Genomic DNA, 21,896 nt, shown 5'->3' with positions numbered 1-21,896 from the left:
TTCGCCGTTCCCGCCGGCCTCGGCTCTCGCGCGCTCGGGACCGGATCGCCGTCTGCCCCCAAAGGAGTCGGCGGCGATCGCTTTTCGGGGCGGTTCGAGGGGTGGAGCGGGCGCGGGAGAATGGTTGTATGACAACGCCCGTCCGGCTTTCCGCGATCGATCTCGTCACGTACACCCCCGGTCTGGCCGCGCTGCTCGTGGACGCGGTCGAGGACGGGGCCGGGGTCGGCTTCCTCGCTCCGCTGCCGATCGACGCGGCCGCCGAGTGGTGGGCGGCCCAGGGGGCCGAGATACGCAGCAACCGCACCATCGTGTGGATCACCTCGGACCACGAGGGCGTGACCGGGACCATCCGGTTGCGCCTGGCCGGCATGCCCGACAGCCGACATCGCGCCGCGGTCGTCGGGCTGCTGGTCCACCGCCGTGCCCGGGGCAACGGGCTGGCCCGCGAACTCCTGGCCACCGCGGAACGGTTCGCCGCCGCCGCGGGACGCAGTCTGCTCACCCTGGACGCCCCGACCGGCAGCGGCGCGGAGCGCCTGTACAAGCGCGCCGGCTGGATCGAGTCGGGCGCCATCCCGGCCTACGCCGCCGACCCCTCGGGCGTGCTGCGCTCCACCACGATCTTTCACAAGCAACTGGGCTGACGGGCCGAAGGTACGCGGGCCGACCGGGACCGGTTACCGTTGAAGGCGATATGACAACCAAGACCTCCAAGGGCGCCAGGCCCGAGCCGCTCGACGCCCGCCTGGACGCGATCGGCAAGCTCCCCTCCCGCGCGAAGTTCCACCTGCCCGGCCGGGAGCGTACGGTCGCCCAGACGCTCGGCGAATCCGGTGTGCGCTGGTACGCGTACGACCTGGTCGCGCGCCGCCTGGGCCCCGCGCGGCCCAGCAAGGAGGGCCGCCAGACGCCGTACCGGGGTCACCCGGTCTTCGTGGCCCAGCACGCCACGGGCACGTGCTGCCGAGGCTGCCTCGAGGAGCTGCACGCCATCCCGCAGGGCCGGCAGCTCGACAAGGCCGAGCTCAACTACGTCGTCAACGTGATCTGCCTGTGGCTGACCCGCGAGATCGGCCCGGTCGCCAAGCCGAGCGGTCGCGCGGCCCGCACTCCGCGCTCGGCGATGCCGACCATCCCGGAGAACCCGACGGGCTCCACCAGGTCCACCCGCGCGACCCGCGCGTCGCGGTCGCGCTGACGGCATCCCGGCCGCCGGGGGACCGGCTCCCGGGTATCCACCCGCGGCGAAGCGCTCAAGGGCCGGTCGACGCGGCCGACGGCGCCGACGGGTCCGTGCCCGTGCCGCCGGCCGGCGCGTCGGTGAGGGTCAGGTCGGCGGAGAAGGCACCCCACTTGCCGTCGGGCAACTGGCCCCGGATCTTCAGCACCCGCCCGGCCACCGGCTGATCCCCCAGCGGGAGGCTGTACTGCGCCGTCCCGGACGGCGGCGCCACTCCCCACATCACCGTGGTCAGGAACTTCCCGTCCAGGTACACCTCGTAGCTCGCGACCGCCCCGTCGACGTCCGGTGGCGTCCAGCTCAGGTCGACGTACGTGCCGTCCACCGCGACCCGAGGCACCGCGCGCAGCCCGGTCGGCGCGGTGTCGCGACCGTCGCCGGTGCCCTGCTCGGTGAGTACCGCCGCGGCGTTGCTCTCCGGCGACTTGTTGTCCGCGGCGTCGCGCGCGGTGACCGTGAAGCTGTACGCGGTGCCCGGCCGGAGCCCGCTGACCACCGCCGTGGTCAGGTCTCCCGCGACGCTGTGCACCCGCACACCGGCCTGCCACACGTCGTACGCGGTCACCCCCACGTCGTCCGTGGCCGCCTCCCAGGACAGCGTGGCACCGCCGGCACCCCGGGCCTGTCCCCGCACGTTCCGCGGCGCGGTCGGCGGTACGCGCTCGCCCTGGGCCACGGACAAGGTCGTGGCGGGCACGACCGCGCTCGCCGGCGACACGTTCCCGGCCCGGTCCCGCGCCCGCACGGAGAACGAGTACGCGGTCCCGGGGGTCAGTCCGCCGACGTCGACCATGTGCCGCCCGCCGGTCACGTCCAGCACCTTCGCGTCCCCGCGGTACACCTCGAACACCGCGACGTCCGGATCCGCGCGCCACATCACGTGCACCGACACCGAACTCGACGCGAGTGCGGTGACCTCGCCGGGCACCGCCGGCGCCGAGGTGTCCTTCCCGTCCTCGGAACACCCCGCCACCACGAGCGCAACGGCCAACCCGGTCAAGCCGATCCATGCCATTCGTCGCGCCACGACGCCTCTCTCCACCGAGAGCAAATTGGTCTAGACATATATGGCACAGCACCCGGCCCGCGAACAAGACACGAGTCGGCACGGACTCACCCGGAGCAGTCCCCCCACCGCTCGCTCAAGCCGCCGTGTGCGGCGCCAGGCGCACGATCGGCTCGGCGTCCAACGCTCTCGCCAGCCGCTCCAACACCTGGATCGTCGGCACGGTCCCACCTGCCTCGAAGCGAGCCACCGCCGACTGGGTCATCCCGGCGGCGTCGGCGAGGACAGCCTGCGTGAGCCCGTGTCGCTCGCGCATCTCCCGAACGCTGCGCCCGAGCTCGAACGCGATCCGAGTCGCCTCGTAAGGCTCTTCGGCGCCGGCTTCCGCCATTCGCCGCGAGCGGATCTCCTGCCAGTCACTGCGGCCGGTCATACGCTTACTCCTCGCCTCATAGCGTTGATGCTATGAACGTGGATCCGGTTCACCCGTCGAAGGCCGAGCCGTTCACCCGACCGTGTTCGTAGTGGATGTTCACAGTGGGACGAAGCGGTCGAAGGGAGTGCGTGCGCGGGGTGGGGCGGCGCCTCGTGCGTGCACTCACATGGAATTCCCATGGAACCCGCGTAGACCCCGGCCAGGGTTCGTGCGGTGACGGTGGCGAGCCTGCCCGTGGCGTCGAAGTAGCGCTCGTAGTAGCGCTGTTCCCGCACGCGAGGCGTCGCCACCGGCTTCAATGGTTGTCGAGGCGAACGTTTCGGAAGCGGGGGCGATCCATGATGCGCGTGGTGGCTGTGGGGGCGGCCCTGATCGTGAGCGGCGCGCTCGTGGTCGGGTGTCAGGGCGGTTCGTCCAACGGGGGTTCGTTCGGCCTGAAGAGCGACCCGCCCAGCGTGAGCGCGAGCCAGGGGGACCGCACCGATCCGCCCCCGCCGCCGGCCCCGCCCTCGCCGGATCCGGTCACCTCCGCGCCGCCGGTGTCCGGCACGCCGCGCCCGACCGCGACCACGCGTGCCGACGTCACGCTCACCACCCCGCAGGCGCAGGCACTGGTCACGGCGGTGGTACTGGTGCCCAAGGACTGGGGCCCGACCTACGTCCCGCAGGAACGCGACTACGAGTACACCGGGCTGGACCGGGTGGTCACCGGCACCGACTGCAAGCAGGTGGTCCAGGGCACCACCCCGGGCGCGCTCGCGACGATGGCGCGCTACGTGTACATCCCGGACGGCCAACCGAGCGTGGACAACCTCAGCAAGACGCTCGCGACCTCCTCCGCGACGGTGTACGCCGACACGGCGGCGGCTCGGACCGACATGAAGATCGGGATCGACGACGGGCGGCGCTGCCCGGACCAGGTGCTCGCCGGCGATGAGAAGCTGACCGGCATCCAGGTCTTCGACCTGACCGTCGAGGGCATCGACGAGGTACACGTCGCGCGCGCCCAGTGGGTTAGCGGACGTGGCGGCGCGCCGTTCCAGTACGTGTGGGTGACGGCCCGTCAGGGCCAGATGGTGCTCACCGCGGCCGTCGTCGACCGGGGCGACAAGACCTTCGAGTCGGCCAAGAACCAGGCCATCGACGCTCTCGCCAAGATGGTCGCGCGCACCCGGGTGCAACTGCGCTGACCCCCGCCGAACGCGGTGAATACCATGGGGGTTCACGCACACGGGGGGCATCGGAATGTACGGCATCAGAAGAATGGCGGTTCACGCGGTCGGTCCGGTACTCGGCGCCCTGTTGCTCGCGGGCTGCGCCGACGGTGGCGACGATCCGTTCGCGGTGGCTCCCGAGGCGGCGCCCACCAGCGCCGACCCGATGGTCAAGGGACCGGGGCCGAGCGGTTCCCCCTCGCGCCCGAGCGCTTCCGCCACTCGCCCGGTCGCCGGCACCGCGCCGCCGAGCCGTACCCCCGAGCAGGCACAGGCGTTGGCCACGTCGCTCGCGCTCGGCCCGGAGGACTGGGGGACCGGCTTCGTCCGGCAGAGCACGTACGAGTTCTCCGGCGAGACCTGGACCGACTACGCCGCCGACTGCACGCAGCAGACCGTGCCCCTGGCACCGAGCATCGTCGGCCAGTGGGTGCGCCAGGTGCAACGGCCGGATCCCGGCCAACCCGCGCAGCTTTCCAGCGGCAGCACCACCGTGATCGTGCACAAGGACGTGCGCGGCGCGCGTGAGCAGGCGCAGAACGCGCGCCAGGTCAAGGACCGTTGCCCGACCCGCACCTACCCGGACGGTACTCAGGCCAAGGACACCCCGGGCGCCGGACAGCCCGCGTTCCCGGAGGCGGACGAGGTGTTCGCCGAGGAGGGTCTGATGTACCCCAAGGCCGGCGGCGGACCGTACCCGTACGTCGTGCTGACCCTGCGCAAGGACACCGTCGTGATGTCCTCCTACTTCAGCGGCCCCACCGCCGACCGGCTTCCCGAAGTGCGCACCCGCGCCGGCCAGGCCGGCCGCCTGATGCTCGACCGCCTGCTGCGCTCCTGATCGGGCGCCCGGCCCAGGACGGGGAACTCGCCGCCACCGCACGGTCGGGCGCACCCGGGCCTCGGTCCGGGCCGGCGCCCGTGCGGTGGAAGTGCACCGGAGGCCGCCGGGGCGGCTAACGTTCCGGTCATGACCCAATCGCACGGCTTTGAGACCCTGGCGATCCACGCCGGGCAGGAACCCGACCCGCTGACCGGGGCCGTGGTTCCGCCGATCTACCAGGTGTCCACATACAAGCAGGACGGTGTCGGCGGACTGCGCGGCGGCTACGAGTACAGCCGCTCCGGCAACCCGACCCGTACCGCGCTCGAGGAATGCATCGCGGCTCTGGAGGACGGCACCAGGGCCCTGACCTTCGCGTCCGGTCTGGCCGCCGAGGACTGCCTGTTGCGCGCCCTGTGCGCGCCGGGCGCCCACGCGGTGATCCCGGACGACGCCTACGGCGGCACCTATCGGCTGTTCGCGAAGGTCGCCTCCCGCTGGGGCATCGACTACACCCCCGCGCACGCCGGCGACCTCGCCGCGGTGCGCGCCGCGATCCGGCCGGGCGTCACGAAGATCGTCTGGTGCGAGACGCCGAGCAACCCGCTGCTGGGGGTGGCCGACATCGCCGCGCTGGCGGCCGTCGCGCACGAGGCGGGCGCGCTGTTCGTGGTGGACAACACGTTCGCCTCGCCCTACCTCCAGCAGCCGCTGACGCTGGGCGCCGACGTGGTGGTGCACTCGACGACGAAGTACATGGGTGGGCACTCCGACGTGATCGGCGGCGCCCTCGTGGTCCGGGACACGGGCCTGGCCGAGGAGTTGGCGTTCCACCAGAACGCGATGGGCGCGGTGCCCGGGCCGTTCGACGTGTGGCTGACGCTGCGCGGACTGAAGACCCTCGGGGTCCGGATGGACCGGCACTGCGCGAACGCCGAGCGGGTGGTGGACCTGCTGTCCCGGCACCCGCGGGTGACCGAGGTGCTCTATCCCGGGCTGCCGGGACACTCGGGCCACGATGTCGCGGTCAAGCAGATGAAGGCGTTCGGCGGCATGGTGTCGTTCCGGGTGGGCGGTGGCGAGGAGGCCGCCGTGCAGGTGTGCAACCGGACCGAACTGTTCACGCTCGGCGAGTCGCTCGGCGGCGTCGAGTCGCTGATCGAGCACCCGGGCCGGATGACCCACGCCTCCGCGGCCGGCTCCCCACTGGAAGTCCCCGGCGACCTGGTCCGCTTGTCGGTGGGCATCGAATCCGCCGACGACCTCCTGGCAGACCTGGAACGGGCACTGGGCTGAACCGGGCGGCCATCCTGCGGCCCGCGTGCTCTCGAACGCCGGACGGCTCGACGTGGTCGGGCCACCCGGCATCTGGGCTCGCGGGCCGCCGAGTTCACCGAGCGGGCACGGTTGCTACTTCGGTGCGGGTTGCACGGCGGTACCGGGACACCAGTTGTTCACGTCGCCCGGACGGGTGTGCTTGTTGGCCTTGCCGTTGCCGTCCACGCCGACCCGCTGTTTACAGGTCGTGCATTGCCACTCGGATGCCGCTTGCCTGGAGGCCACGTTTTTGCGTTCCTGACGCAGGTACGTGCAGGGGTGCGCCCTTCCTGGATTCAGATGGTGTCCGGACACTGGTAGGCCGCTCCGGGGCGACCACCAGAGCTGTAGGCGTCCTGGAAATTCAGGCGGATCTTCGCCCCGCTGTGCCAGCGGAGTTCGAGGCCGTAGGGGATCGCACCCAGCGGGTCTTCCTGGGAGTAGCGCGTGCTCACTTGCAGGAGCTCGGGACTTCCGCTGTTGACCACCAGGGCGGCCAGCCACTCCTCGATGTCGGCAACCTTGACCTTGGCCCCGTCGATCGTGGGCACCGATTCGATGCGCGCCGGCGGCTCACCCTGAACCTCGGTCTCCGGTTGGGCGTACTGGTCGCCCTGTGCGGACTCCGCGGTGATGCTCAACGCGACCGTGGCCCCGTTGCTCAGTCGGAACGAGACTCCGTACGGACCCGGGCGAGGAGCCTTCTGCTCACCGGCCTCGGTGCGGATCGCAACATCGGTGACCGCGCCGGACTGCCTGAGCAGCTCGGCCAACCAGGGCTCAAATCGCACGGGACGCATGAGTACCTCTCGACGGGGGCGGGATTCAGCAGTCTAGATTGGGGGCCGACTGCTCGCGGGATGTCGAATACGAGGCGAAGTTCTCCTGTGCTCCGCCGGTCGGTCCGGGCGACGGTCACCCGCTCGAAATCGACCGGCGGCGGGGTGGTCAGCCCTGGTGAACGCCCGCGATGAACGCGCGGAACTCGTCGCGTGCCGATCCATCCCGGTGCCCGAGCGGATCGGGTGGGGGCGTCGGAGGGGGTCAGCGCATCGGGTCCGTGCAGGAGGCGCAGGCGGTGACCAGGTTGCCGTTCTCGTCATAGACGGTGATCGAGATCGGGGTGTCGGTCGCGTAGGTCCACAGGTAGGCGACGCCGGGGAGGCCGGTCGGTCGGATCAGGCGCATCTGCCGGGCGCCCGAGGGGTCGCGCAGTTCGCCGCGCACCGCCGGGGCGGGCATGGTCTGGCCGACCAGGATCGCGACCACCAGGCGCTGACCGGTGGGCGCGTACACGCCCGGGTCCAGGGTCGCCGTGTCCAGCCGGCCGGGCGTAGGCAGGAATCGGCACGTCGACGGCTCCTCCTCGGCCGCCCCGCCCAGACACCACGACGAACCCCGATCCGGCCCCGCGTCGCCGATCCACACCGAGCCGCCCAGTCCGACGTCGGTGCGAATTCGCAGTGGCGCGATGTTCTCGATCGGCCCCACGGGTGTGGGTGTGGGCGCAGGTGGCAGGCCGCCCCCGCCGCCGGTCCCCGGGGTGGCCAACCACAACCCGCCGGCCACCGCGCCGGCCAGTGCGCACGAACCGAGCACGTGCCACAGCCGTCGTCGGTACGCCCGCCGGCGCACCCGCCGCGCCAGGTTCGCGGGCAGCGGTCGATACGGGAACTCCGGCGGTTCGGGCACATCCTCCGCGTCCGCCGACCCGGGCGGCGACACCGTCACGCTCATCGGACCGTCTCCGCTCGGACCGGTTCCATCCGAACCGTCTCCGTCCGAGCCGGTTCGACCCGAGCCGGTTCGACCCGAGCCGATTCGACCCGAACCGGCTCCGCCCCGACCGTCTCCGCGCCCGCCCCCTGCCCCAACCCGCCGCGCGCGAGCGTCCCGTCGGCCAGTACCTCGGCCATCCCGCGCCGCCACGCGCGGGCCACCGTCTCGATCGGCAGCCCCAGCGCCTCCGCCGCGTCGTACTCGTCCAGGCGCGCGTACAACCGCAGCACCACGGTGGCCCGCTCGACCCGGCCGAGCCGGTCCAAGGTGGTGAACGGCTCGCCCGCGTCGGGGTGTTCGCCGCGATACCCGCGTGGTCCCGGACGCCACGGGTCCAGGTAGCCGGCCAGCAGCGCCCGCCACGCGGTGCGTACCGGATCCTGGTCGGGTAGCCGGCTCCAGTTCACACAGGTGTGCGCCAACGCGCGCTCGACCCGGCGTTCGGCGCGCTGCCGGTCACCGGTGAGCAGGTCGGCGGCTCGGAGCAGTTGCGCGCCGACGCTGTGGACGAAGACGTCGAACTCGCGAGCGTCGCGCTTGTGCACGGTTCCTCCCGCAGATCCGCCGAGCGGATGTCCGGCCGGCCCGATGCCGTCGCCGCTCACTGTGAGGCTGCCCCGCACCCGTTCGGGTAGTCGCGAGTCGCGACATGTCGGTCCTCGGGGCATCACGACGCCGACCGCGTGCCCCACCCGACGCCGACCGCGGCTCCGGGTGGGGCTCCGCCCGCCGGCGACCGCGATCCCACCCGCCGGCGACGGCGACCACACCTCCCGGTGCCGGCGCGGCAGAATCCGGGACGGCAATGCGGGGTGGAATCATCCGGTCGAGGCCCGGTGATCCCGGTCCGCGCAATATCCTTCGGAGCACCACATCCGATCGACGAACGAGCGGCGATGACACCGGACCAGGCCCATGACGACCCCACCGGCTCTGCCGACCCGCTCTACGACCGCCTGCAGCACGAGGTGGCGCTGTTCGCGCGTCGTGCCGAGCAGACCCGGCTCGGTGCCGTCGGCGAACTGCGCAACTCGATGGACCGCGCGGCCTATCTCCTGCTCGGCCGGCTCGAAGCGGGTGGGCCGATGGGCGTCAAGGCACTCGCGCAGGCGATGACGATCGATTCGTCCACGGTGACCCGGCAGGTCACCCCGTTGGTCGAACAGGGCCTGGTGGATCGGGTGCCCAATCCCGACGACGGCCGCGCCGTACTGCTCGAACTCTCCGCCGAGGGCCGGGACCGGCTGCATCAGGTGCGGCACGCCCGGCAGCGCCTGATGGCGGAGATCTGCGAAGGCTGGAGCATGGACGACCGCGAGCGGTTCACCGAACTGCTGACCCTCTTCAACGCCTCGATGGAACGCCGCCAGAGCCGGAACCCGGGCGGCTCCTGACCCGGCTCCCGACCCGGGTCCTGACCCGACTCCCGACCCGGGTCCCGAACCGGCTCCCGACCGGTTCCTGACCCGGCTCCCGAGCCGGGCCCGACTCGGTCCCCGCCCCCGGGCCCGAACTCCCGTGACCACCGGGACGGGAGGAGACCCGGCGCATCCGCACGTGCGGTTGGTGCGACACTCGGCGTATGAGCAGTCCTGCCCCGGCCACGGTGACCCTGCACGACATCCGGATCGCGCGAAAGATGCTGGAGAGCGTCGTTCGCGAGACCCCGATGAGGTCGTGTCGGGCGTTGACCGACCGCATCGGCGCGCCCGTCCACCTCAAGTGCGAGAACCTCCAGCGCACCGGATCGTTCAAGATCCGCGGTGCGTACGTGCGGATCGCGGGCCTGTCCGAGTCCGAGCGGGAGCGCGGTGTGGTGGCGGCCAGCGCCGGCAACCACGCGCAGGGCGTCGCGCTCGCGGCCCGCACCCTGGGCGTCGCGTCCACGGTGTTCATGCCGGCCGGCGCGCCGCTGCCCAAGGTGGCCGCGACCCGCTCGTACGGCGCCGAGGTGATCCTGGGCGGCGAGAACGTCGAGCACGCGCTGGCCGCCGCGCGAGCCCACGCGGACCGGACCGGCGCGGTGTTCATCCACCCGTTCGACCACCAGGACGTGGTGGCCGGCCAGGGCACCGTCGGCCTGGAGATCCTGGAGCAGTGCCCCGAGGTCAAGACCATCCTGGTGGGCACCGGCGGCGGCGGGCTGCTGGCCGGAATCGCGGTCGCGGTCAAGGCACTTCGCCCCGACGTCAAGGTGATCGGCGTACAGGCGGCGTCCGCCGCCGCGTACCCGCCCTCGCTCGCGGCGGGCGCGCCGGTCTCGCTGCCCTCGTTCGGCACGATGGCCGACGGCATCGCGGTCGGTCGCCCCGGCGAGGTGCCCTTCGCGCTGATCCGGGAGCACGCCGACGGTATCCGTACGGTCGGTGAGGAATCCTTGTCGCAGGCCCTGCTGCTGTGCATGGAGCGGGCCAAGCTGGTGGTCGAGCCGGCCGGAGCCGCGTCGGTGGCGGCGCTGCTGGAGGCCGGCGAGCCGATCGAGGGGCCGGTGGTGGCGGTGTTGTCCGGCGGCAACGTGGACCCGCTGCTGATGCTCCGGGTGCTGCGACACGGTCTGGCCTCGGCCGGCCGCTATCTGTCGTTGCGGGTGCGGATCCCGGACAGCCCCGGCGCGCTGGCCACCCTGTTGGTTCGCCTGGCCGAGACCGACGCCAACATCGCCGCGGTGTCGCACGTGCGCACCGACGCGACGCTGCGGGTCGGCGAGGCGGATGTGGACCTGCAACTGGAGACCAAGGGCCGCAGCCACTGCGCGGCGGTGGTGGAGGCGCTGTACAGCGCGGGATACACCGTCGGCAAGAGCTGAGTCGACGGGGTGGGGCGAGTCGGCGATGTCGGTGCCGTGTGCTTGGCTGTCGAGCCAAGCCATGTCCGTCCACGGAGGACGCGGCCGAGAGGTATCCGGAGTTCGCCGACGCACGACCGGGCGATTCCGGTGGGCTGTCATCCGGACACGAAGAGTTACGTTTCCGGAGAAAAGCGGTCGCATGCTCGGTGCGTTGGGCGCATGGTGGAGATCTGAATCGATCGGCCCGCCCCCATGCCCCCATCCGCACGAGGAGTGATCCACCGACATGCAGGAAGCGATCGTCGCCGAAGGTCTGGTAAAGACCTTCGGCTCGGTCCGAGCGCTCGACGGCGTGGACGTGAGTGTGCCCACCGGCACCGTCCTGGGCCTGCTCGGACCGAACGGCGCAGGCAAGACGACATGTGTGCGAGTGCTGACCACATTGCTCAAACCCGATTCCGGGCGAGCCGTGGTGGCCGGTCACGATGTGCTGAAGAATCCCAACGCGGTCCGCCGCTCGATCGGCCTGTCCGGCCAGTTCGCGGCCGTGGACGAGTATCTGACCGGCCGCGAGAACCTTCGGATGGTCGGCGAGCTGTATCAGCTCAGCGGTCGCGACGCCAAGCAGCGGGCCGACGAACTACTGGCCCAGTTCGACCTGTCCGAGGCGAGCGACCGGCCCGCCAAGACCTATTCGGGCGGCATGCGCCGCCGGCTCGACCTGGCCGCGGCGCTCGTGGTCAGCCCGCCGGTGATGTTCATGGACGAGCCGACCACCGGGCTCGACCCGCGCAACCGCATGGCGCTGTGGCGGGTGATCGAGGAACTCGTCGCGGGCGGCACCACGTTGCTGCTGACCACGCAGTATCTGGAGGAGGCCGACCACCTCGCGAACGACATCGCCGTGGTCGACCACGGCAAGGTGATCGCGCGCGGCACCGCCGACCAGCTCAAGGCCAAGGTCGGCGGCGAGCGGGTCGAGGTGGTCGTACACGACGCGGAGCGCATGGCCGACGCGAGCGAGATGCTGACCTCGTTCGGCAAGGGCGAGTTGGGCGTGGTCAAGCTCCAGCGGCGGATCACCGTCCCGGTGACCGGCGGCGCCAAGCTGCTCGCCGAGATTATCCGCGAACTCGACGCGCGCGGCATCGAGATCGACGACATCGGGCTGCGCCGACCCACCCTGGACGACGTGTTCATCTCGCTCACCGGCCATGCCGCGGAGTCCGAGACCGGCAACGGCACGGCCGAGCGCGACTCCGACGAGACGACCGAGGACGACGGCCCGCAGCGCGGCCTCGACAAGGCGGTGAAGCGGTAATGGCCGTACTGACCAAGACCCCCGTAGGCGCGCCCGTGGTCCGCGGCGGCGTGGCCCAGTCGCTGCGCGACTCCCTGGTCATCGCCCGCAGGAACCTGATTCGGATGACCAGGATTCCGGAGATGATCCTTTTCGGGGTCATCCAGCCGGTGATGTTCGTGGTGCTGTTCACGTACGTCTTCGGTGGCTCGATGAAGATCGGTGACAGCACCGACTCGGACGTCTACAAGAACTTTCTGATGGCGGGCATCTTCGCGCAGACCGTCACCTTCGCCACCGCGGGATCGGCCGCCGGTATCGCGGACGACATGCAGAAGGGGCTCATCGACCGGTTCCGCTCGCTGCCCATGGCGCGAGGTGCCGTCCTGACCGGCCGCACGGTCGCGGATCTCGCCCAGACGGCCATCACGATGCTCGTCCTCGCGAGCGTCGCCCTCCTCGTGGGTTGGCGCACCGGCTCCGCCGAGCCGACCACCGCCGGGCGGGTCATGGCCGGCTTCGGCCTGCTGCTCCTGCTGGGATACGCCTTCACCTGGATCGGAGCGCTGATCGGCCTGTCCGTGCGAACCCCGGAGGCGGCGACCTCGGGAGGAATCATCTGGCTGTTCCCGGTGACGTTCATTTCGAACGCCTTCGTGGACTCCAGTCAGATGACGCCCTGGGTGCGGCACATCGCCGAGTGGAACCCGTTCAGCGCGACGGTGCAGGCGGCCCGAGTGCTGTTCGGCAATCCGGGTGTCGTGCAGTCCGACGCGTGGCCCATGCAGCACCCCGTGTGGGCGTCGCTGATCTGGTCGGCCCTGATCATCGTGCTCTTCCGCGCGCTCGCGGTGCGCAAGTACCTCCGGGCGACCGGCTGACACCTCGCCGAGGGATCGACGAGCAGGTCCCGCACTTCGGTGCCCCGGACAAGCAAGCGGCCCGGCTCCCGAATACCGGGAGCGCGGGCCGCTTGGGGTCGGTGCTCAGCCCTTGTAGGGCTTGGCCGCCAACACCTCGACGCTGGTGCTCTTGCCGTTGGGCAGCGCGAACGTGGCCTTGTGGCCGACCGTCCTGCCGTTGATCGCCTTGCCCAGCGGCGACTGCGGCGAGTAGACGTCCACGTCGCTCACCGCGTCCTCGCGCGAACCGAGCAGGAAGGTCGTGGGGTCGTCCTTGTCGCCGTTGAAGATGACGGTGACGACCATGCCGGGCTCGACGACGCCGTCGTCCGCGGGGGCCTCGCCCACCTTGGCGTTCTGGAGCAGGCCGATGAGCTGGCGGATCCGCAGCTCCTGCTTGCCCTGTTCCTCCTTGGCCGCGTGGTAGCCCGCGTTCTCCTTGAGGTCGCCTTCCTGGCGGGCCTCTTCGATCTTCACGGCGAGCTCGGAACGGCCGGGACCCGACAGGTGTTCCAGCTCGGCCTTGAGCCGGTCGTACGCCTCCTGGGTGAGCCAGGTGACGCTTTCGCTGGTCTGGGTCACGGGGTGCTCCTCGTAGGTCTGCGACAGGGGTTGCGTACACGGTGCGTACGAATGAGGTACACGCGGTCCGACCGGCCGTCCGGGCGGGCCCGGTCGGCGGAGGGGGTCACATATACCAGCGCCCCCTCACCGTCCGCGGTGTGAACACCTCGGGTCGTGAGGGGACGAAGCTTCGAGAGTAACAATCTCCCGACGTCTCGGGCAGTCACGCACACCCGGGTGACCCGGGACACGATCGGCCGACGACGTCGGCACCGCCGCTCAGCCGACGGTGTGACAGTCCTCCAGCTCGGCGGTGTTGGGCCGGCCCATGGTCTGCAGCGTCTCGGTGCGCTCGATGTGCTTGTCGCCCTTGGCGAAACGCAGTTCGCGGCGACCCACCTCGGCGCCGCCCTCGTCGCGCGAGCGCAGCACGCAGACGGCTTCCTTGTCGCTGTCCTTGCGGATCTCCACCTGGACCTCCACCGAGGAATCCGAGGTGACCTTGAAGCTCGGAATAGACCCGCGTACGCCGGGGTTCGCCACATCGAGGCCGATCCAAACCGTCCCGGCCACGAGCACGACCATGAAGACCGCGAACGCGATCCGCAACTTTCGATCGCTTCGGGTGGCGCCCTTGCCGTAACGGGTGACGGGCGTTGCGCTCACCGGGTCTCCTGCGGGACGGGCCCGGGTTTGCGCCCGAGCGAGATCTATCGGCCACTATATGTCCGGTGCAAGAGCGGCCCTCGACAGGTCCCGGCGGTACGACCCGGCGGCTGGGACACGGGGCACGGATGAGGAGCGACGTTCCGGTGAGTGACGATCGGCTGAGGCTGATGGCGGTGCACGCGCACCCCGACGACGAGTCGAGCAAGGGCGCGGCCACCATGGCGCGCTATGTCGCCGAGGGGGCCGAGGTCCTCGTCGCGACCTGTACCGGCGGCGAACGCGGCTCGGTGCTCAACCCCGCTCTCCAGGGCGACCCGGAGATCGAGGCCAACATCCACGAGGTGCGCCGCAAGGAGATGGACGCGGCGCGCGCGATCCTGGGCGTGGAGCAGGCGTGGCTGGGTTGGGAGGACTCGGGGCTGCCCGAGGGCGACCCGCTGCCGCCGCTCCCGGACGGCTGCTTCGCGGTGCTGGACGTGGAAAAGGCGGCCGAGCCGCTGGTCCGGCTGATCCGCGAGTTCCGTCCGCATGTGATCACCACGTACGACGAGAACGGCGGCTACCCGCACCCCGACCACATCCAGACGCACAAGATCACCATGGTGGCCTTCGACGCCGCGGGCGACCCGGACGCGTATCCGGAGTCCGGCGAGCCGTGGCAGCCGCTGAAGCTGTACTACAACCAGGGCATTTCGCGCGCGCGGATCGAGGCGCTGCACGAGGGCATGCTCAGCCGCGGCCTGGAGTCGCCGTACGGCGAGTGGCTGGAGCGCTGGGGCGACCGCGACGAGCGCGACATCACCACGCGCATCCCGTGCGCCGACTGGTTCGAGACGCGCGACCGGGCGCTGATCGCGCACGCCACCCAGGTGGACCCGGACGGCTTCTGGTTCCGGGTTCCGCTCTCGGTGCAGCGCGAGGTGTGGCCGACGGAGGACTACGAGCTGGTCCGTTCGCTGGTGGACACGGATCTGCCGGAGGACGACCTGTTCGCGGGCGTACGGGTGGGCGTGCGGCGCTGACCACCCGCGGATGACCGTACGAGGGCCCGGAGCACGATTCTCCGGGCCCTCGGTGCATACGTCCCGCCGATCGGATGTCACTCTTGTTCACAAGGGGTTCCGATCCAGGAGGTAGTTCGTCATGACACCGCTCGCGCTCCAGCTCGCGGTCGAGGAGAGCAAGGTCACGCCCGGCCTGCTCGGGTTCGTGGTGGTCGCCGCGATCGCGGTCGCCACCTGGCTCCTGCTCAAGTCGATGAACAAGCAGCTCAAGCGGGTGGACTTCGACGAGGACGGCAAGCCGGGCGCCACCGCCGACCGGGCGGCCGAGTCCGAGCGGGACAAGGGCGCGCCCGTCGCCTGACCGGCCGAATCACCCGCGATCCGCGCCCCGCGCCTCGCGCGCGGAGCGCAGGTGTGGTGCGTGCGGGTGCGGTGGTCTCTGATGTGATCAGGCCCTGTCCGGGTCCGCGCCTTCGTCCTCGGCGTGGTGCGGGATGAACGGAGGATCGTCCCAGTCGGCCACGGGGCCGGTCGGGAGGTCGCGTTCGAGGTCGGCGAGCAGGGCGAACCAGGCCGGGCCGGTGCGTGGTTGTACGGTCGCGAGCGTGCCGTTGGTGACGGCCCACGTCTCCATGATGTCGCCCGGTGGGCGGCGGGCCGGGTCCTCCTTCCCGACGTAGCGAACCCGCCGGTACAGGCGCGGGGGCGGCAGCCGGACGATCACGAGTGTCGGTAGTCGGTAGGTGAACTCGACGCCGTTCATGGCGCGCAGGTAGGCGCTTCGACCGTTGACGGCGGTGAGGGTGCCCTCCCGCCCCGTGCGGCCGTCGCGGCACCAGGCGTCCCGGTAGCGCTCGACGAAGGCGGCGGCCTTGTCGATCTCCTCGCCGGTCGACCAACCCGGCACGCGATGGGCCTTCGGGTGAAGTCTCGGCCGTGCCTCGCGGTAGGGCGGCTCGGCGCGCACCAGGGCGGTCGACGTCCCGATGGCCCGCCAGATGGTGAATGTGTTCGTCGGCTTGGGCCCACTGCGGGCCGCCTCCGGAATGGGAAGCCGCAGCCGCGCGTCCGGCACCCGTTCGAGTGCCGAAATCCCGGTCGGGCCGAGGCGAATGTCGTCGCGATCATCTGTCATCGTGGGGAAGTGTCCTTTCACTTGGGGGCACGAGGGGGGTGGGGCAAGCTGTCCAGGTCCGCCCCACCCCCTACGCCCGTCGGCACTCAACGCGCCTGTCCTTCGGCCGTGTTCGCCGGAATCGCTGCGATGCACCCGATGGGCGCCCGCCACTCCAACGCGGACGGCATCCGCGCGTAGGCGGTGGACCCGATGACGTCCACCAGGACGCCACACACCCCCGATCGGGTGTCGCACACCTGTTTTCCCACCAGCTCGTCCAACAGCCGACGCCCTTCGGGGCTCGGCGCAAACGCCTCGAACCTCATGCGCGGTGCCCTTGTGTCATGGCTGCTCCTCACCGAATCGGCAGGTCCGAACGCCCTGAACAGGGCATCGCACACCGGATGAGCTACCAATGCGCTACGGACCGTGATATCGAGAGTCGCGGTCGCACGTACTCCACGCAAGTGCGTGAGGCAAATACATGGCGTATTTCGGATCTTTCACTCGTGTGAGTGACGCTCATGCTCGTCTCCGTGACGCTCGGGCACACTGGTGCGGCGAGGCAGGACGACCAGAGGGGGAGCCGCACGTGGCCACCAGTGGGCCGACCGTACGGAAACGGCAACTCGGGGCGGAGCTACGGCGCTTGCGCGTCTCGGCTGGACGGTTGATCGAGGATGCCGCCGCGCACCTGGAGTGCTCGCAAGCCAAGATCAGCCGCGTGGAGACGGGTCAGGCACCGATCACCAGTCGCGATGTCAAGGATCTGCTGGCCTGGTACGGGGTCACCGAGGAAGCCCAGGTTGCGGCCGTCCTCCAGATTCACCGGGATGCGCAGCAGCGCGGATGGTGGGAGGCGTACGACGACGTTCTGCCATCCGGCATGAGCACATACGCCGGGCTCGAATCCGATGCCGTGACGCTGGACGTGTACGAACCGCTGCTGGTCAACGGGCTATTTCAAACGGAGGACTACGCCCGAGCAATGATCAGATCGGATCGCGAGCCGGACGAAGTCGAGCGCCTGGTCCGCTTCCGAATGGAGCGGCGAGCCGCGCTCACCCGCTCCCAGGATCCGATGGCGGTATGGGCCATCCACGAAGAGAGCACGCTGCGGCGGCCACTTGGCGGTGTCGACGTCATGCGGGCTCAACTGCGCCTACTTGCCGAGTTGTCCACTCTCCCCAACGTGACCATCCAGATTCTTGCCCATGCCAAGGGCGCTCACGTCGGACTGAATGGTGGCTTCACCCTGCTCGGATTCGACCAACTCACGCCACCTGGGGTCTATCTGGAGACTGCGGGCGGGAACATCTATTTGCAGCGGCCCGCCGACGTTCGAAAATTCCAGGTCGCCCGGGACCAGTTGGTGGGCGCTGCGAATGATCCGGACGACACCATCACGATGCTCGAACGCATCGACAAGGAGATGAAATGAGCACCAACCCAACCACCCTCGCCAACGCGGAGTGGTTCAAGTCCAGCCACAGCGGCACGAACGGCTCTTGCGTCGAAGCGGCGATCCTGCCGGCCATCGTCGGGACCCGGGACTCCAAGCTCGACCGGAGCCCCGTACTGACCTTCGGCCACGACCAGTTCCGCGCGTTCATCGCGGGCGTTCACCAGGGCTGACCACCCCCGCCGCCGGTCGATTTCGGGCGAGTGACCGCCGCCCGGACCGACCGGCGGAGCACAAGGTCCCGTCCGGCGGGAAGGACGGCCTCTCCGCTACCCGGCGTTCGGGAAAAGGAGGGTGGGCTCCGCGAGGATGTCGCGCCCCGCCTCGCTCTTGTAGATCTCGTCCACGCTGCCGAACCTGGCCTCGGCGTAGTCGAGTTCCACCAGCGCCGCGCCCCGGCGGACGGATGCCTCGTCGGGGCCCTCGATCTCCACGAAGGTGGGAAGCTCGGGCCAGGTGTCGAAGTCGAAGGCGATCTCGCCCAGCCGCCACTCCTCGCGGTAGTTCTCCTGGTAGCGGACCTCCCGGAGGCCGAGCCGGCGAAGGATCTCCGCCATGGCGGGCAGGTCCGCGACCTCGGTCTCGATCTCCGTCGTGCCGTCGATCCGGGTGGGGTCGGTCACCTGCTTGAGGGTGAGCGTGGACCGGGTGCCCTCGTCCCGCAGGCGCAGCCACGCACCGCCGTCGAGTGCTTCGCTCTCGAAGATCCAACGGGTGAGCAGAGTCCGGGGAAACGCCTGGACGGCACCCAGCCCGATCAGCTTGTCCCGGAGGCCGGCGACGTCGACGGCCAAAAACTTCGCCTCGTACTCGTGCATCGATCCTTCTTCCCGTAACCGAGCAGGGTGGGTGTACCGGCGCCGCGGCGAGGACCGGGCCCGTGCGGTGCGCCGACCGCCGGCCGCAGGCCCCCGCACACGCCGACGCGAGTCGCCGCGCGATGCGGACGCCGGACTCGACTCGCTCGACGCAGGGCGGTTGGTGGGTCGGTGGGGTTCGGCGCGCGAGGATGGTTCCATGCCGAATCGTCTCGCTGGGTCCACATCGCCGTACCTCCTCCAACACGTCGACAACCCCGTCGACTGGTGGCCGTGGGGTGAGGAGGCGTTCGCGGAGGCCCGCCGCCGTGATGTCCCGATCCTGCTCAGCGTCGGGTACAGCGCGTGCCACTGGTGCCAGTGAAGTCGCGAACCGGAGGTCGGTGGTGTTCACGCCTCTCTGACGACCAAGCGGCTTCCGCAGAGCTTCGGCCAGTTGTCCGGGTCGGAGGGCATGACGATCACGGAGGCCGGGACGCGCAGCGCGAGCATGGCGATGAGGGCGTCGATCGTGTACTTGTGCTGCAGCCCGCCTGAGTTCTGAAGCACCCCACTGCGGTCAGAGAGTCCTCCTGCTGACCAGTTCCGCCCGAAGCCGGGAAAGCATCCACTGCAAGTGAGCCAGATCGGTCTTCCCTGGCACGGCTTCGATGATGGTCAGCGCAGCCAGGAGGACGGGAACCGCATAGATGACCTATATCGACTCTGTGGTCTAGCTACAGCAAGCTCGACTTTCCAAATTTGGATATAAGCGTTCGAAAATGATCAATTTAGATCTTTGGTGATGTTACGCCGTCAGGGCCCGTACCATCTTGGGATGGCCATCGATAGCGGGGTTCTCCAGGGCGCGCCCACACCACGTCTCGCTCAAATTACTCCAGAGATGGCAGAGATTCTGCTGTCCCGGGCAGTGGTCAATCGTCGCTTGGACTGGGGGCAAGTAGATTTCTTGGCTGATTCGATTATCCGTGGGGAGTGGCAGTTGACACACCAGGGAATTGCGCTCGACGGACCGCTTGAGACGGGATGCCTCCTCGATGGCCAGCATCGATTGAATGCCATCATCAAGGCCTGTGTTCCGGTGTGGATTTACGTTTTCGAAGGACTTCCGAGAACTGCATTTCCTGTCCTTGATACAGGGAAGCGTCGAAGTGGTGTGGACACACTTTCTTCCACTGGTGAGAAGTACCTCCCCTTGCTTCACTCCACCATTCGTCACGTTCTTCTGTTCAAGAACATGCCGGACTCATCGTGGAGTGGCAATGGATCCCGAATCGCGAACGGTCGGATCCTGGCAGCATACAACGAGGACAGTGACATGTATCGAGAAGCTGTGGCCATGGGCCGCGACGTCTCCAAGCATGTATTTGCGAGTCAAACTGGCGTGGCAGTGGGGTATTTTGTCACGACCGAGGCGGCCCCCGCAGTCAAGGTGGATAGCTGGATCGTTGGGTTGGCCTCAGGCGCGAACCTTGAGATTGGAGACCCGCGGCTCGCCCTGATTAAGGTCCCTCACATGAAGAAAAGGGGCATTAAGCGGCGGTATACCATGCGCGAGCAAGTAGCTATTTACATTAAGGCATGGAACGCCTGGGTTCAGGAAGAGAAAGTCGAGAACCTGCGCTTTAAGAAAACGGAGAGCATGCCGATTCCTGTAGAGGTCAAGTTCGACCGGTGAATCGATAGTGCGCATGCTAAGGGAAGTTGACGCCGCCGCGGATTAGTGAATTGCCCGACTCGTTCATCACGACCACGGGCCTGTCCAAAGACTTGGCGACGCGCTCAATGAAATCGCGCGACAAGAATACGTCGCCCCCATCCGGGGGCCGTGCGGTAATGTTCACCTCGGCATTTCCCCATGAGGACTTAGTCACCTGCCATCCAATCTTCGCAAATGAAGTCACGATGAACTCGTCCTCGCTGATGCGCCGGCTGCGTGATAGCTTTTCCTCGGCTTGATTCGCCTTTCCTTCTAGGTTCGTCCCGCGATATTCTTGTTTGCGAACCAGTAAGAGGATCTCTTCAAGCATCTCGGCCTCGGACCGGTTGATTGAATTTTGTAAACCTTCCGGCAGGGAAGTTCTGCGGGCTTCTTGGAGAGCCCCTTCCAGTTCAGGCCAGCTCCGCGCGAATGATCGTTCCAGGCGATCTTCTGCCACCACTCGTCCCGCTGACGCCTTGTTCATATCGCCAATGAGCTTTCGGACGTCGTCCCGACTTTCGCCCACGGTTGCCTGGAATTTAGCGAGAGGGCCGGTTAGGTCTGCGATCTTCATGTCAATTAGAAATGGGGCGACATGTGCAATTGCGAATTGCTTGGCGAGTGAACCCGCCTCGAAATTTATCCACCTTGATGCCTCGTTTTCTGGCGTTACGCAGATAATTCCGAAGTCCGTGGCGGCAAGTTCATGAGTAATTTCCTCGATCCCCTTCCCTCCTTTGGCGATGTCTTGACTCGAGACCCATGGATCAATCTCTTGGATGACATCCGGAATCCAGTATTTTAGTGCCTCGGCGACTTGCCTGGAGCGCTCCCCGGACCAGCTCAGGAATACTTTCATTAATACTCTTCCTCTCCGTTTGTTGCCGCAGGGACTGGGGCATCATTACGGTCGGCTCGATTTCAACAGCTCTTCTTGCTCCGCTTTCAGAGTGATATACGACTCGCGTAGGTACGACAGGAAACTGCTTCCTGGATGACGGATCAGCGTGGAATCGTTAACGGCAATGGTGTCCCAGTTCGCTAATAGGGCATCGTAGGTTGCCGCATGGGCACAGAAGTCAAGTACCACTGCCGGCATATCTCTTCCAATAATGAGATCTCCGCGTGCAGTGATGATTTCCCTCATCTGCTGGGCCCTTGGAGCAAAGACTGCCTCAACCCACACGTGCCATCGCGTCGATACGGATTCCGCTAGCGGGCTCTCTGGCGATTCTCCCGAAGAGGGTGGAAAGTATGATTTCCGATATTCTCTCCATGCTCGTTCGTTGGTCTCGGCCAAAACAAGAAGCGGGCCATAGAGTTCTTTTAGCTGACTGCTTACCCAGTTGATCCGTTCCTTTCTGAGGGATCTGCGAACCTCGCCTCGATGATTCAACCAGTACGCCATGATCGCAATTACGATACCAGCTCCAGCTGTCACGATTGATGCGATCATGTGCGTCCTCCATGGTGGTAGTCCGCAAGATATCCAAGTGTGACCTCCGTCAAACCTTTCCGTCAATTGTCCTACAATAACCTCAATCCCCGGGATTGAGGTCAAGGTAGTGATGACCGTAGGTGATGGCGAATCTACCCCAGTGCCCTGCCGAGCGTTGACAATTGGAATGGCGCGACTGTGAAAGCATTGGACGCGGCCTGCTGACTTGGCCTCCAGCGGTTCTCTATGTGGTTCTGGCGGTATCTCTCGGTGGGCCAAGAGATTGAAGTGGCCTAATTCATTCCGATCGTCCA

Annotated in this window: 26 protein-coding genes and 2 pseudogenes; 15 read left to right on the top strand and 13 right to left on the bottom strand. The window is 68.3% G+C overall.

Annotation, left to right across the window (positions count from 1 at the left end; all coding sequences use genetic code 11):
* The first annotated feature begins 128 nt into the window (after positions 1-128).
* The gene (locus OG948_RS15420) at positions 129-647 is read left to right on the top strand and encodes a GNAT family N-acetyltransferase (protein ID WP_406297058.1); all 519 of its coding nucleotides are present in this window, start codon (positions 129-131) and stop codon (positions 645-647) included.
* A gap of 50 nt (positions 648-697) precedes the next feature.
* Positions 698-1,201, top strand: coding sequence for a DUF4186 domain-containing protein (locus OG948_RS15415; protein WP_395873311.1), 504 nt, complete (start codon positions 698-700; stop codon positions 1,199-1,201).
* Between the two features lie 55 nt (positions 1,202-1,256).
* Here OG948_RS15415 and OG948_RS15410 read toward each other — a convergent pair whose 3' ends face one another.
* Both OG948_RS15410 and OG948_RS15405 read right to left on the bottom strand, forming a co-directional pair.
* The gene (locus OG948_RS15410; RefSeq protein WP_406297056.1) at positions 1,257-2,258 is read right to left on the bottom strand and encodes a fibronectin type III domain-containing protein; all 1,002 of its coding nucleotides are present in this window, start codon (positions 2,256-2,258) and stop codon (positions 1,257-1,259) included.
* A gap of 127 nt (positions 2,259-2,385) precedes the next feature.
* Complete coding sequence (locus OG948_RS15405; protein WP_406297055.1) at positions 2,386-2,682, bottom strand: helix-turn-helix domain-containing protein; 297 nt, start codon at positions 2,680-2,682, stop codon at positions 2,386-2,388.
* A gap of 353 nt (positions 2,683-3,035) precedes the next feature.
* Between OG948_RS15405 and OG948_RS15400 the strand changes: the two genes are divergently transcribed.
* From OG948_RS15400 to OG948_RS15390, 3 genes are all read left to right on the top strand, one after another.
* On the top strand, positions 3,036-3,875 hold the full coding sequence (locus OG948_RS15400; protein WP_406297053.1) for a hypothetical protein: 840 nt from the start codon (positions 3,036-3,038) through the stop codon (positions 3,873-3,875).
* A gap of 73 nt (positions 3,876-3,948) precedes the next feature.
* Positions 3,949-4,740, top strand: coding sequence for a hypothetical protein (locus OG948_RS15395; RefSeq protein WP_406297052.1), 792 nt, complete (start codon positions 3,949-3,951; stop codon positions 4,738-4,740).
* Positions 4,741-4,869: 129 nt separating this feature from the next.
* Positions 4,870-6,018, top strand: coding sequence for a cystathionine gamma-synthase (locus OG948_RS15390; protein ID WP_406297051.1), 1,149 nt, complete (start codon positions 4,870-4,872; stop codon positions 6,016-6,018).
* Positions 6,019-6,132: 114 nt separating this feature from the next.
* Here the strand turns inward: OG948_RS15390 and OG948_RS15385 are convergent, their stop codons facing one another.
* From OG948_RS15385 to OG948_RS15370, 4 genes are all read right to left on the bottom strand, one after another.
* Positions 6,133-6,285, bottom strand: coding sequence for a hypothetical protein (locus OG948_RS15385; protein WP_406297050.1), 153 nt, complete (start codon positions 6,283-6,285; stop codon positions 6,133-6,135).
* Positions 6,286-6,335: 50 nt separating this feature from the next.
* Positions 6,336-6,830, bottom strand: coding sequence for a hypothetical protein (locus tag OG948_RS15380; RefSeq protein WP_406297049.1), 495 nt, complete (start codon positions 6,828-6,830; stop codon positions 6,336-6,338).
* A gap of 253 nt (positions 6,831-7,083) precedes the next feature.
* Positions 7,084-7,776: a hypothetical protein gene (locus OG948_RS15375; protein WP_406297047.1), complete on the bottom strand. Its 693-nt coding sequence runs from the start codon at positions 7,774-7,776 to the stop codon at positions 7,084-7,086.
* Positions 7,773-8,363 carry a hypothetical protein gene (locus OG948_RS15370; RefSeq protein WP_406297045.1) on the bottom strand — a complete coding sequence of 197 codons (591 nt, stop codon included), beginning with the start codon at positions 8,361-8,363 and terminating at the stop codon, positions 7,773-7,775. Before OG948_RS15370 ends, OG948_RS15375 begins: the two co-directional genes overlap by 4 nt.
* Before the next feature lie 351 nt (positions 8,364-8,714).
* On the opposite strand from OG948_RS15370, the gene OG948_RS15365 reads away from it, so the two are divergent.
* From OG948_RS15365 to OG948_RS15350, 4 genes are all read left to right on the top strand, one after another.
* Positions 8,715-9,212 carry a MarR family winged helix-turn-helix transcriptional regulator gene (locus OG948_RS15365; RefSeq protein WP_406297044.1) on the top strand — a complete coding sequence of 166 codons (498 nt, stop codon included), beginning with the start codon at positions 8,715-8,717 and terminating at the stop codon, positions 9,210-9,212.
* Between the two features lie 188 nt (positions 9,213-9,400).
* A complete protein-coding gene (ilvA, locus tag OG948_RS15360) occupies positions 9,401-10,624 on the top strand; it encodes a threonine ammonia-lyase (RefSeq protein WP_406297043.1) in 1,224 nt (407 codons plus the stop codon).
* Between the two features lie 268 nt (positions 10,625-10,892).
* A complete protein-coding gene (locus tag OG948_RS15355; RefSeq protein ID WP_406297041.1) occupies positions 10,893-11,927 on the top strand; it encodes an ATP-binding cassette domain-containing protein in 1,035 nt (344 codons plus the stop codon).
* A complete protein-coding gene (locus OG948_RS15350; protein WP_406297040.1) occupies positions 11,927-12,787 on the top strand; it encodes an ABC transporter permease in 861 nt (286 codons plus the stop codon). Before OG948_RS15355 ends, OG948_RS15350 begins: the two co-directional genes overlap by 1 nt.
* Positions 12,788-12,892: 105 nt before the next feature.
* Here OG948_RS15350 and greA read toward each other — a convergent pair whose 3' ends face one another.
* Both greA and OG948_RS15340 read right to left on the bottom strand, forming a co-directional pair.
* Entirely contained in the window at positions 12,893-13,390 is a 498-nt protein-coding gene (greA, locus tag OG948_RS15345) for a transcription elongation factor GreA (protein WP_395873297.1), read from the bottom strand.
* Between the two features lie 261 nt (positions 13,391-13,651).
* Complete coding sequence (locus OG948_RS15340; protein ID WP_406297038.1) at positions 13,652-14,038, bottom strand: DUF4307 domain-containing protein; 387 nt, start codon at positions 14,036-14,038, stop codon at positions 13,652-13,654.
* 170 nt (positions 14,039-14,208) lie between these two features.
* Here OG948_RS15340 and mca point away from each other — a divergent pair, with 170 nt between their 5' ends.
* Entirely contained in the window at positions 14,209-15,063 is an 855-nt protein-coding gene (gene mca, locus OG948_RS15335; RefSeq protein ID WP_406300263.1) for a mycothiol conjugate amidase Mca, read from the top strand.
* Between the two features lie 121 nt (positions 15,064-15,184).
* Entirely contained in the window at positions 15,185-15,406 is a 222-nt protein-coding gene (locus OG948_RS15330; protein WP_406297036.1) for a hypothetical protein, read from the top strand.
* Positions 15,407-15,493: 87 nt separating this feature from the next.
* Here the strand turns inward: OG948_RS15330 and OG948_RS15325 are convergent, their stop codons facing one another.
* Positions 15,494-16,180, bottom strand: coding sequence for a hypothetical protein (locus tag OG948_RS15325; RefSeq protein ID WP_406297034.1), 687 nt, complete (start codon positions 16,178-16,180; stop codon positions 15,494-15,496).
* 466 nt (positions 16,181-16,646) lie between these two features.
* On the opposite strand from OG948_RS15325, the gene OG948_RS15320 reads away from it, so the two are divergent.
* Both OG948_RS15320 and OG948_RS15315 read left to right on the top strand, forming a co-directional pair.
* Entirely contained in the window at positions 16,647-17,603 is a 957-nt protein-coding gene (locus OG948_RS15320) for a helix-turn-helix domain-containing protein (protein WP_406297033.1), read from the top strand.
* Complete coding sequence (locus tag OG948_RS15315) at positions 17,600-17,797, top strand: DUF397 domain-containing protein (RefSeq protein ID WP_406297031.1); 198 nt, start codon at positions 17,600-17,602, stop codon at positions 17,795-17,797. Before OG948_RS15320 ends, OG948_RS15315 begins: the two co-directional genes overlap by 4 nt.
* 96 nt (positions 17,798-17,893) lie before the next feature.
* On the opposite strand, the gene OG948_RS15310 is transcribed toward OG948_RS15315, so the two are convergent.
* Positions 17,894-18,442 carry a class IV adenylate cyclase gene (locus tag OG948_RS15310; protein WP_406297030.1) on the bottom strand — a complete coding sequence of 183 codons (549 nt, stop codon included), beginning with the start codon at positions 18,440-18,442 and terminating at the stop codon, positions 17,894-17,896.
* Positions 18,443-18,641: 199 nt separating this feature from the next.
* Between OG948_RS15310 and OG948_RS15305 the strand changes: the two are divergent.
* Positions 18,642-18,800: pseudogene (locus OG948_RS15305) on the top strand (DUF255 domain-containing protein); the annotation flags it as partial.
* 32 nt (positions 18,801-18,832) lie between these two features.
* Here OG948_RS15305 and OG948_RS15300 read toward each other — a convergent pair.
* Positions 18,833-19,124: pseudogene (locus tag OG948_RS15300) on the bottom strand (DNA-binding protein); the annotation flags it as partial.
* Positions 19,125-19,259: 135 nt separating this feature from the next.
* Between OG948_RS15300 and OG948_RS15295 the strand changes: the two are divergent.
* Positions 19,260-20,120 carry a hypothetical protein gene (locus tag OG948_RS15295; protein WP_406297028.1) on the top strand — a complete coding sequence of 287 codons (861 nt, stop codon included), beginning with the start codon at positions 19,260-19,262 and terminating at the stop codon, positions 20,118-20,120.
* A gap of 16 nt (positions 20,121-20,136) precedes the next feature.
* On the opposite strand, the gene OG948_RS15290 is transcribed toward OG948_RS15295, so the two are convergent.
* Together OG948_RS15290 and OG948_RS15285 are read right to left on the bottom strand one after the other, a co-directional pair.
* Positions 20,137-21,003: a hypothetical protein gene (locus OG948_RS15290; RefSeq protein WP_406297026.1), complete on the bottom strand. Its 867-nt coding sequence runs from the start codon at positions 21,001-21,003 to the stop codon at positions 20,137-20,139.
* 45 nt (positions 21,004-21,048) lie between these two features.
* Entirely contained in the window at positions 21,049-21,600 is a 552-nt protein-coding gene (locus OG948_RS15285; RefSeq protein WP_406297024.1) for a hypothetical protein, read from the bottom strand.
* Positions 21,601-21,896: the final 296 nt, after the last annotated feature.

Source organism: Embleya sp. NBC_00888 (assembly GCF_045207655.1).
Lineage (GTDB): Bacteria > Actinomycetota > Actinomycetes > Streptomycetales > Streptomycetaceae > Embleya.
Note: the sequence above shows the minus strand (reverse complement) of the source record. Positions and strands in the feature narration are given on the sequence as shown.

What these genes read in the sequence shown, in the direction of transcription:
- OG948_RS15410 (WP_406297056.1), bottom strand. Translation starts at nt 2,258, where the DNA reads ATGGCATGGATCGGCTTGACCGGGTTGGCCGTTGCGCTCGTGGTGGCG.
- OG948_RS15320 (WP_406297033.1), top strand. Translation starts at nt 16,647, where the DNA reads ATGGCGTATTTCGGATCTTTCACTCGTGTGAGTGACGCTCATGCTCGT.
- OG948_RS15310 (WP_406297030.1), bottom strand. Translation starts at nt 18,442, where the DNA reads ATGCACGAGTACGAGGCGAAGTTTTTGGCCGTCGACGTCGCCGGCCTC.
- OG948_RS15285 (WP_406297024.1), bottom strand. Translation starts at nt 21,600, where the DNA reads ATGATCGCATCAATCGTGACAGCTGGAGCTGGTATCGTAATTGCGATC.
- OG948_RS15415 (WP_395873311.1), top strand. Translation starts at nt 698, where the DNA reads ATGACAACCAAGACCTCCAAGGGCGCCAGGCCCGAGCCGCTCGACGCC.
- OG948_RS15355 (WP_406297041.1), top strand. Translation starts at nt 10,893, where the DNA reads ATGCAGGAAGCGATCGTCGCCGAAGGTCTGGTAAAGACCTTCGGCTCG.
- OG948_RS15350 (WP_406297040.1), top strand. Translation starts at nt 11,927, where the DNA reads ATGGCCGTACTGACCAAGACCCCCGTAGGCGCGCCCGTGGTCCGCGGC.
- OG948_RS15420 (WP_406297058.1), top strand. Translation starts at nt 129, where the DNA reads ATGACAACGCCCGTCCGGCTTTCCGCGATCGATCTCGTCACGTACACC.
- OG948_RS15325 (WP_406297034.1), bottom strand. Translation starts at nt 16,180, where the DNA reads ATGACAGATGATCGCGACGACATTCGCCTCGGCCCGACCGGGATTTCG.
- OG948_RS15375 (WP_406297047.1), bottom strand. Translation starts at nt 7,776, where the DNA reads ATGAGCGTGACGGTGTCGCCGCCCGGGTCGGCGGACGCGGAGGATGTG.
- OG948_RS15330 (WP_406297036.1), top strand. Translation starts at nt 15,185, where the DNA reads ATGACACCGCTCGCGCTCCAGCTCGCGGTCGAGGAGAGCAAGGTCACG.
- OG948_RS15295 (WP_406297028.1), top strand. Translation starts at nt 19,260, where the DNA reads ATGGCCATCGATAGCGGGGTTCTCCAGGGCGCGCCCACACCACGTCTC.
- OG948_RS15290 (WP_406297026.1), bottom strand. Translation starts at nt 21,003, where the DNA reads ATGAAAGTATTCCTGAGCTGGTCCGGGGAGCGCTCCAGGCAAGTCGCC.
- OG948_RS15395 (WP_406297052.1), top strand. Translation starts at nt 3,949, where the DNA reads ATGGCGGTTCACGCGGTCGGTCCGGTACTCGGCGCCCTGTTGCTCGCG.
- OG948_RS15315 (WP_406297031.1), top strand. Translation starts at nt 17,600, where the DNA reads ATGAGCACCAACCCAACCACCCTCGCCAACGCGGAGTGGTTCAAGTCC.
- OG948_RS15390 (WP_406297051.1), top strand. Translation starts at nt 4,870, where the DNA reads ATGACCCAATCGCACGGCTTTGAGACCCTGGCGATCCACGCCGGGCAG.
- ilvA (WP_406297043.1), top strand. Translation starts at nt 9,401, where the DNA reads ATGAGCAGTCCTGCCCCGGCCACGGTGACCCTGCACGACATCCGGATC.
- OG948_RS15365 (WP_406297044.1), top strand. Translation starts at nt 8,715, where the DNA reads ATGACACCGGACCAGGCCCATGACGACCCCACCGGCTCTGCCGACCCG.
- OG948_RS15405 (WP_406297055.1), bottom strand. Translation starts at nt 2,682, where the DNA reads ATGACCGGCCGCAGTGACTGGCAGGAGATCCGCTCGCGGCGAATGGCG.
- mca (WP_406300263.1), top strand. Translation starts at nt 14,209, where the DNA reads ATGGCGGTGCACGCGCACCCCGACGACGAGTCGAGCAAGGGCGCGGCC.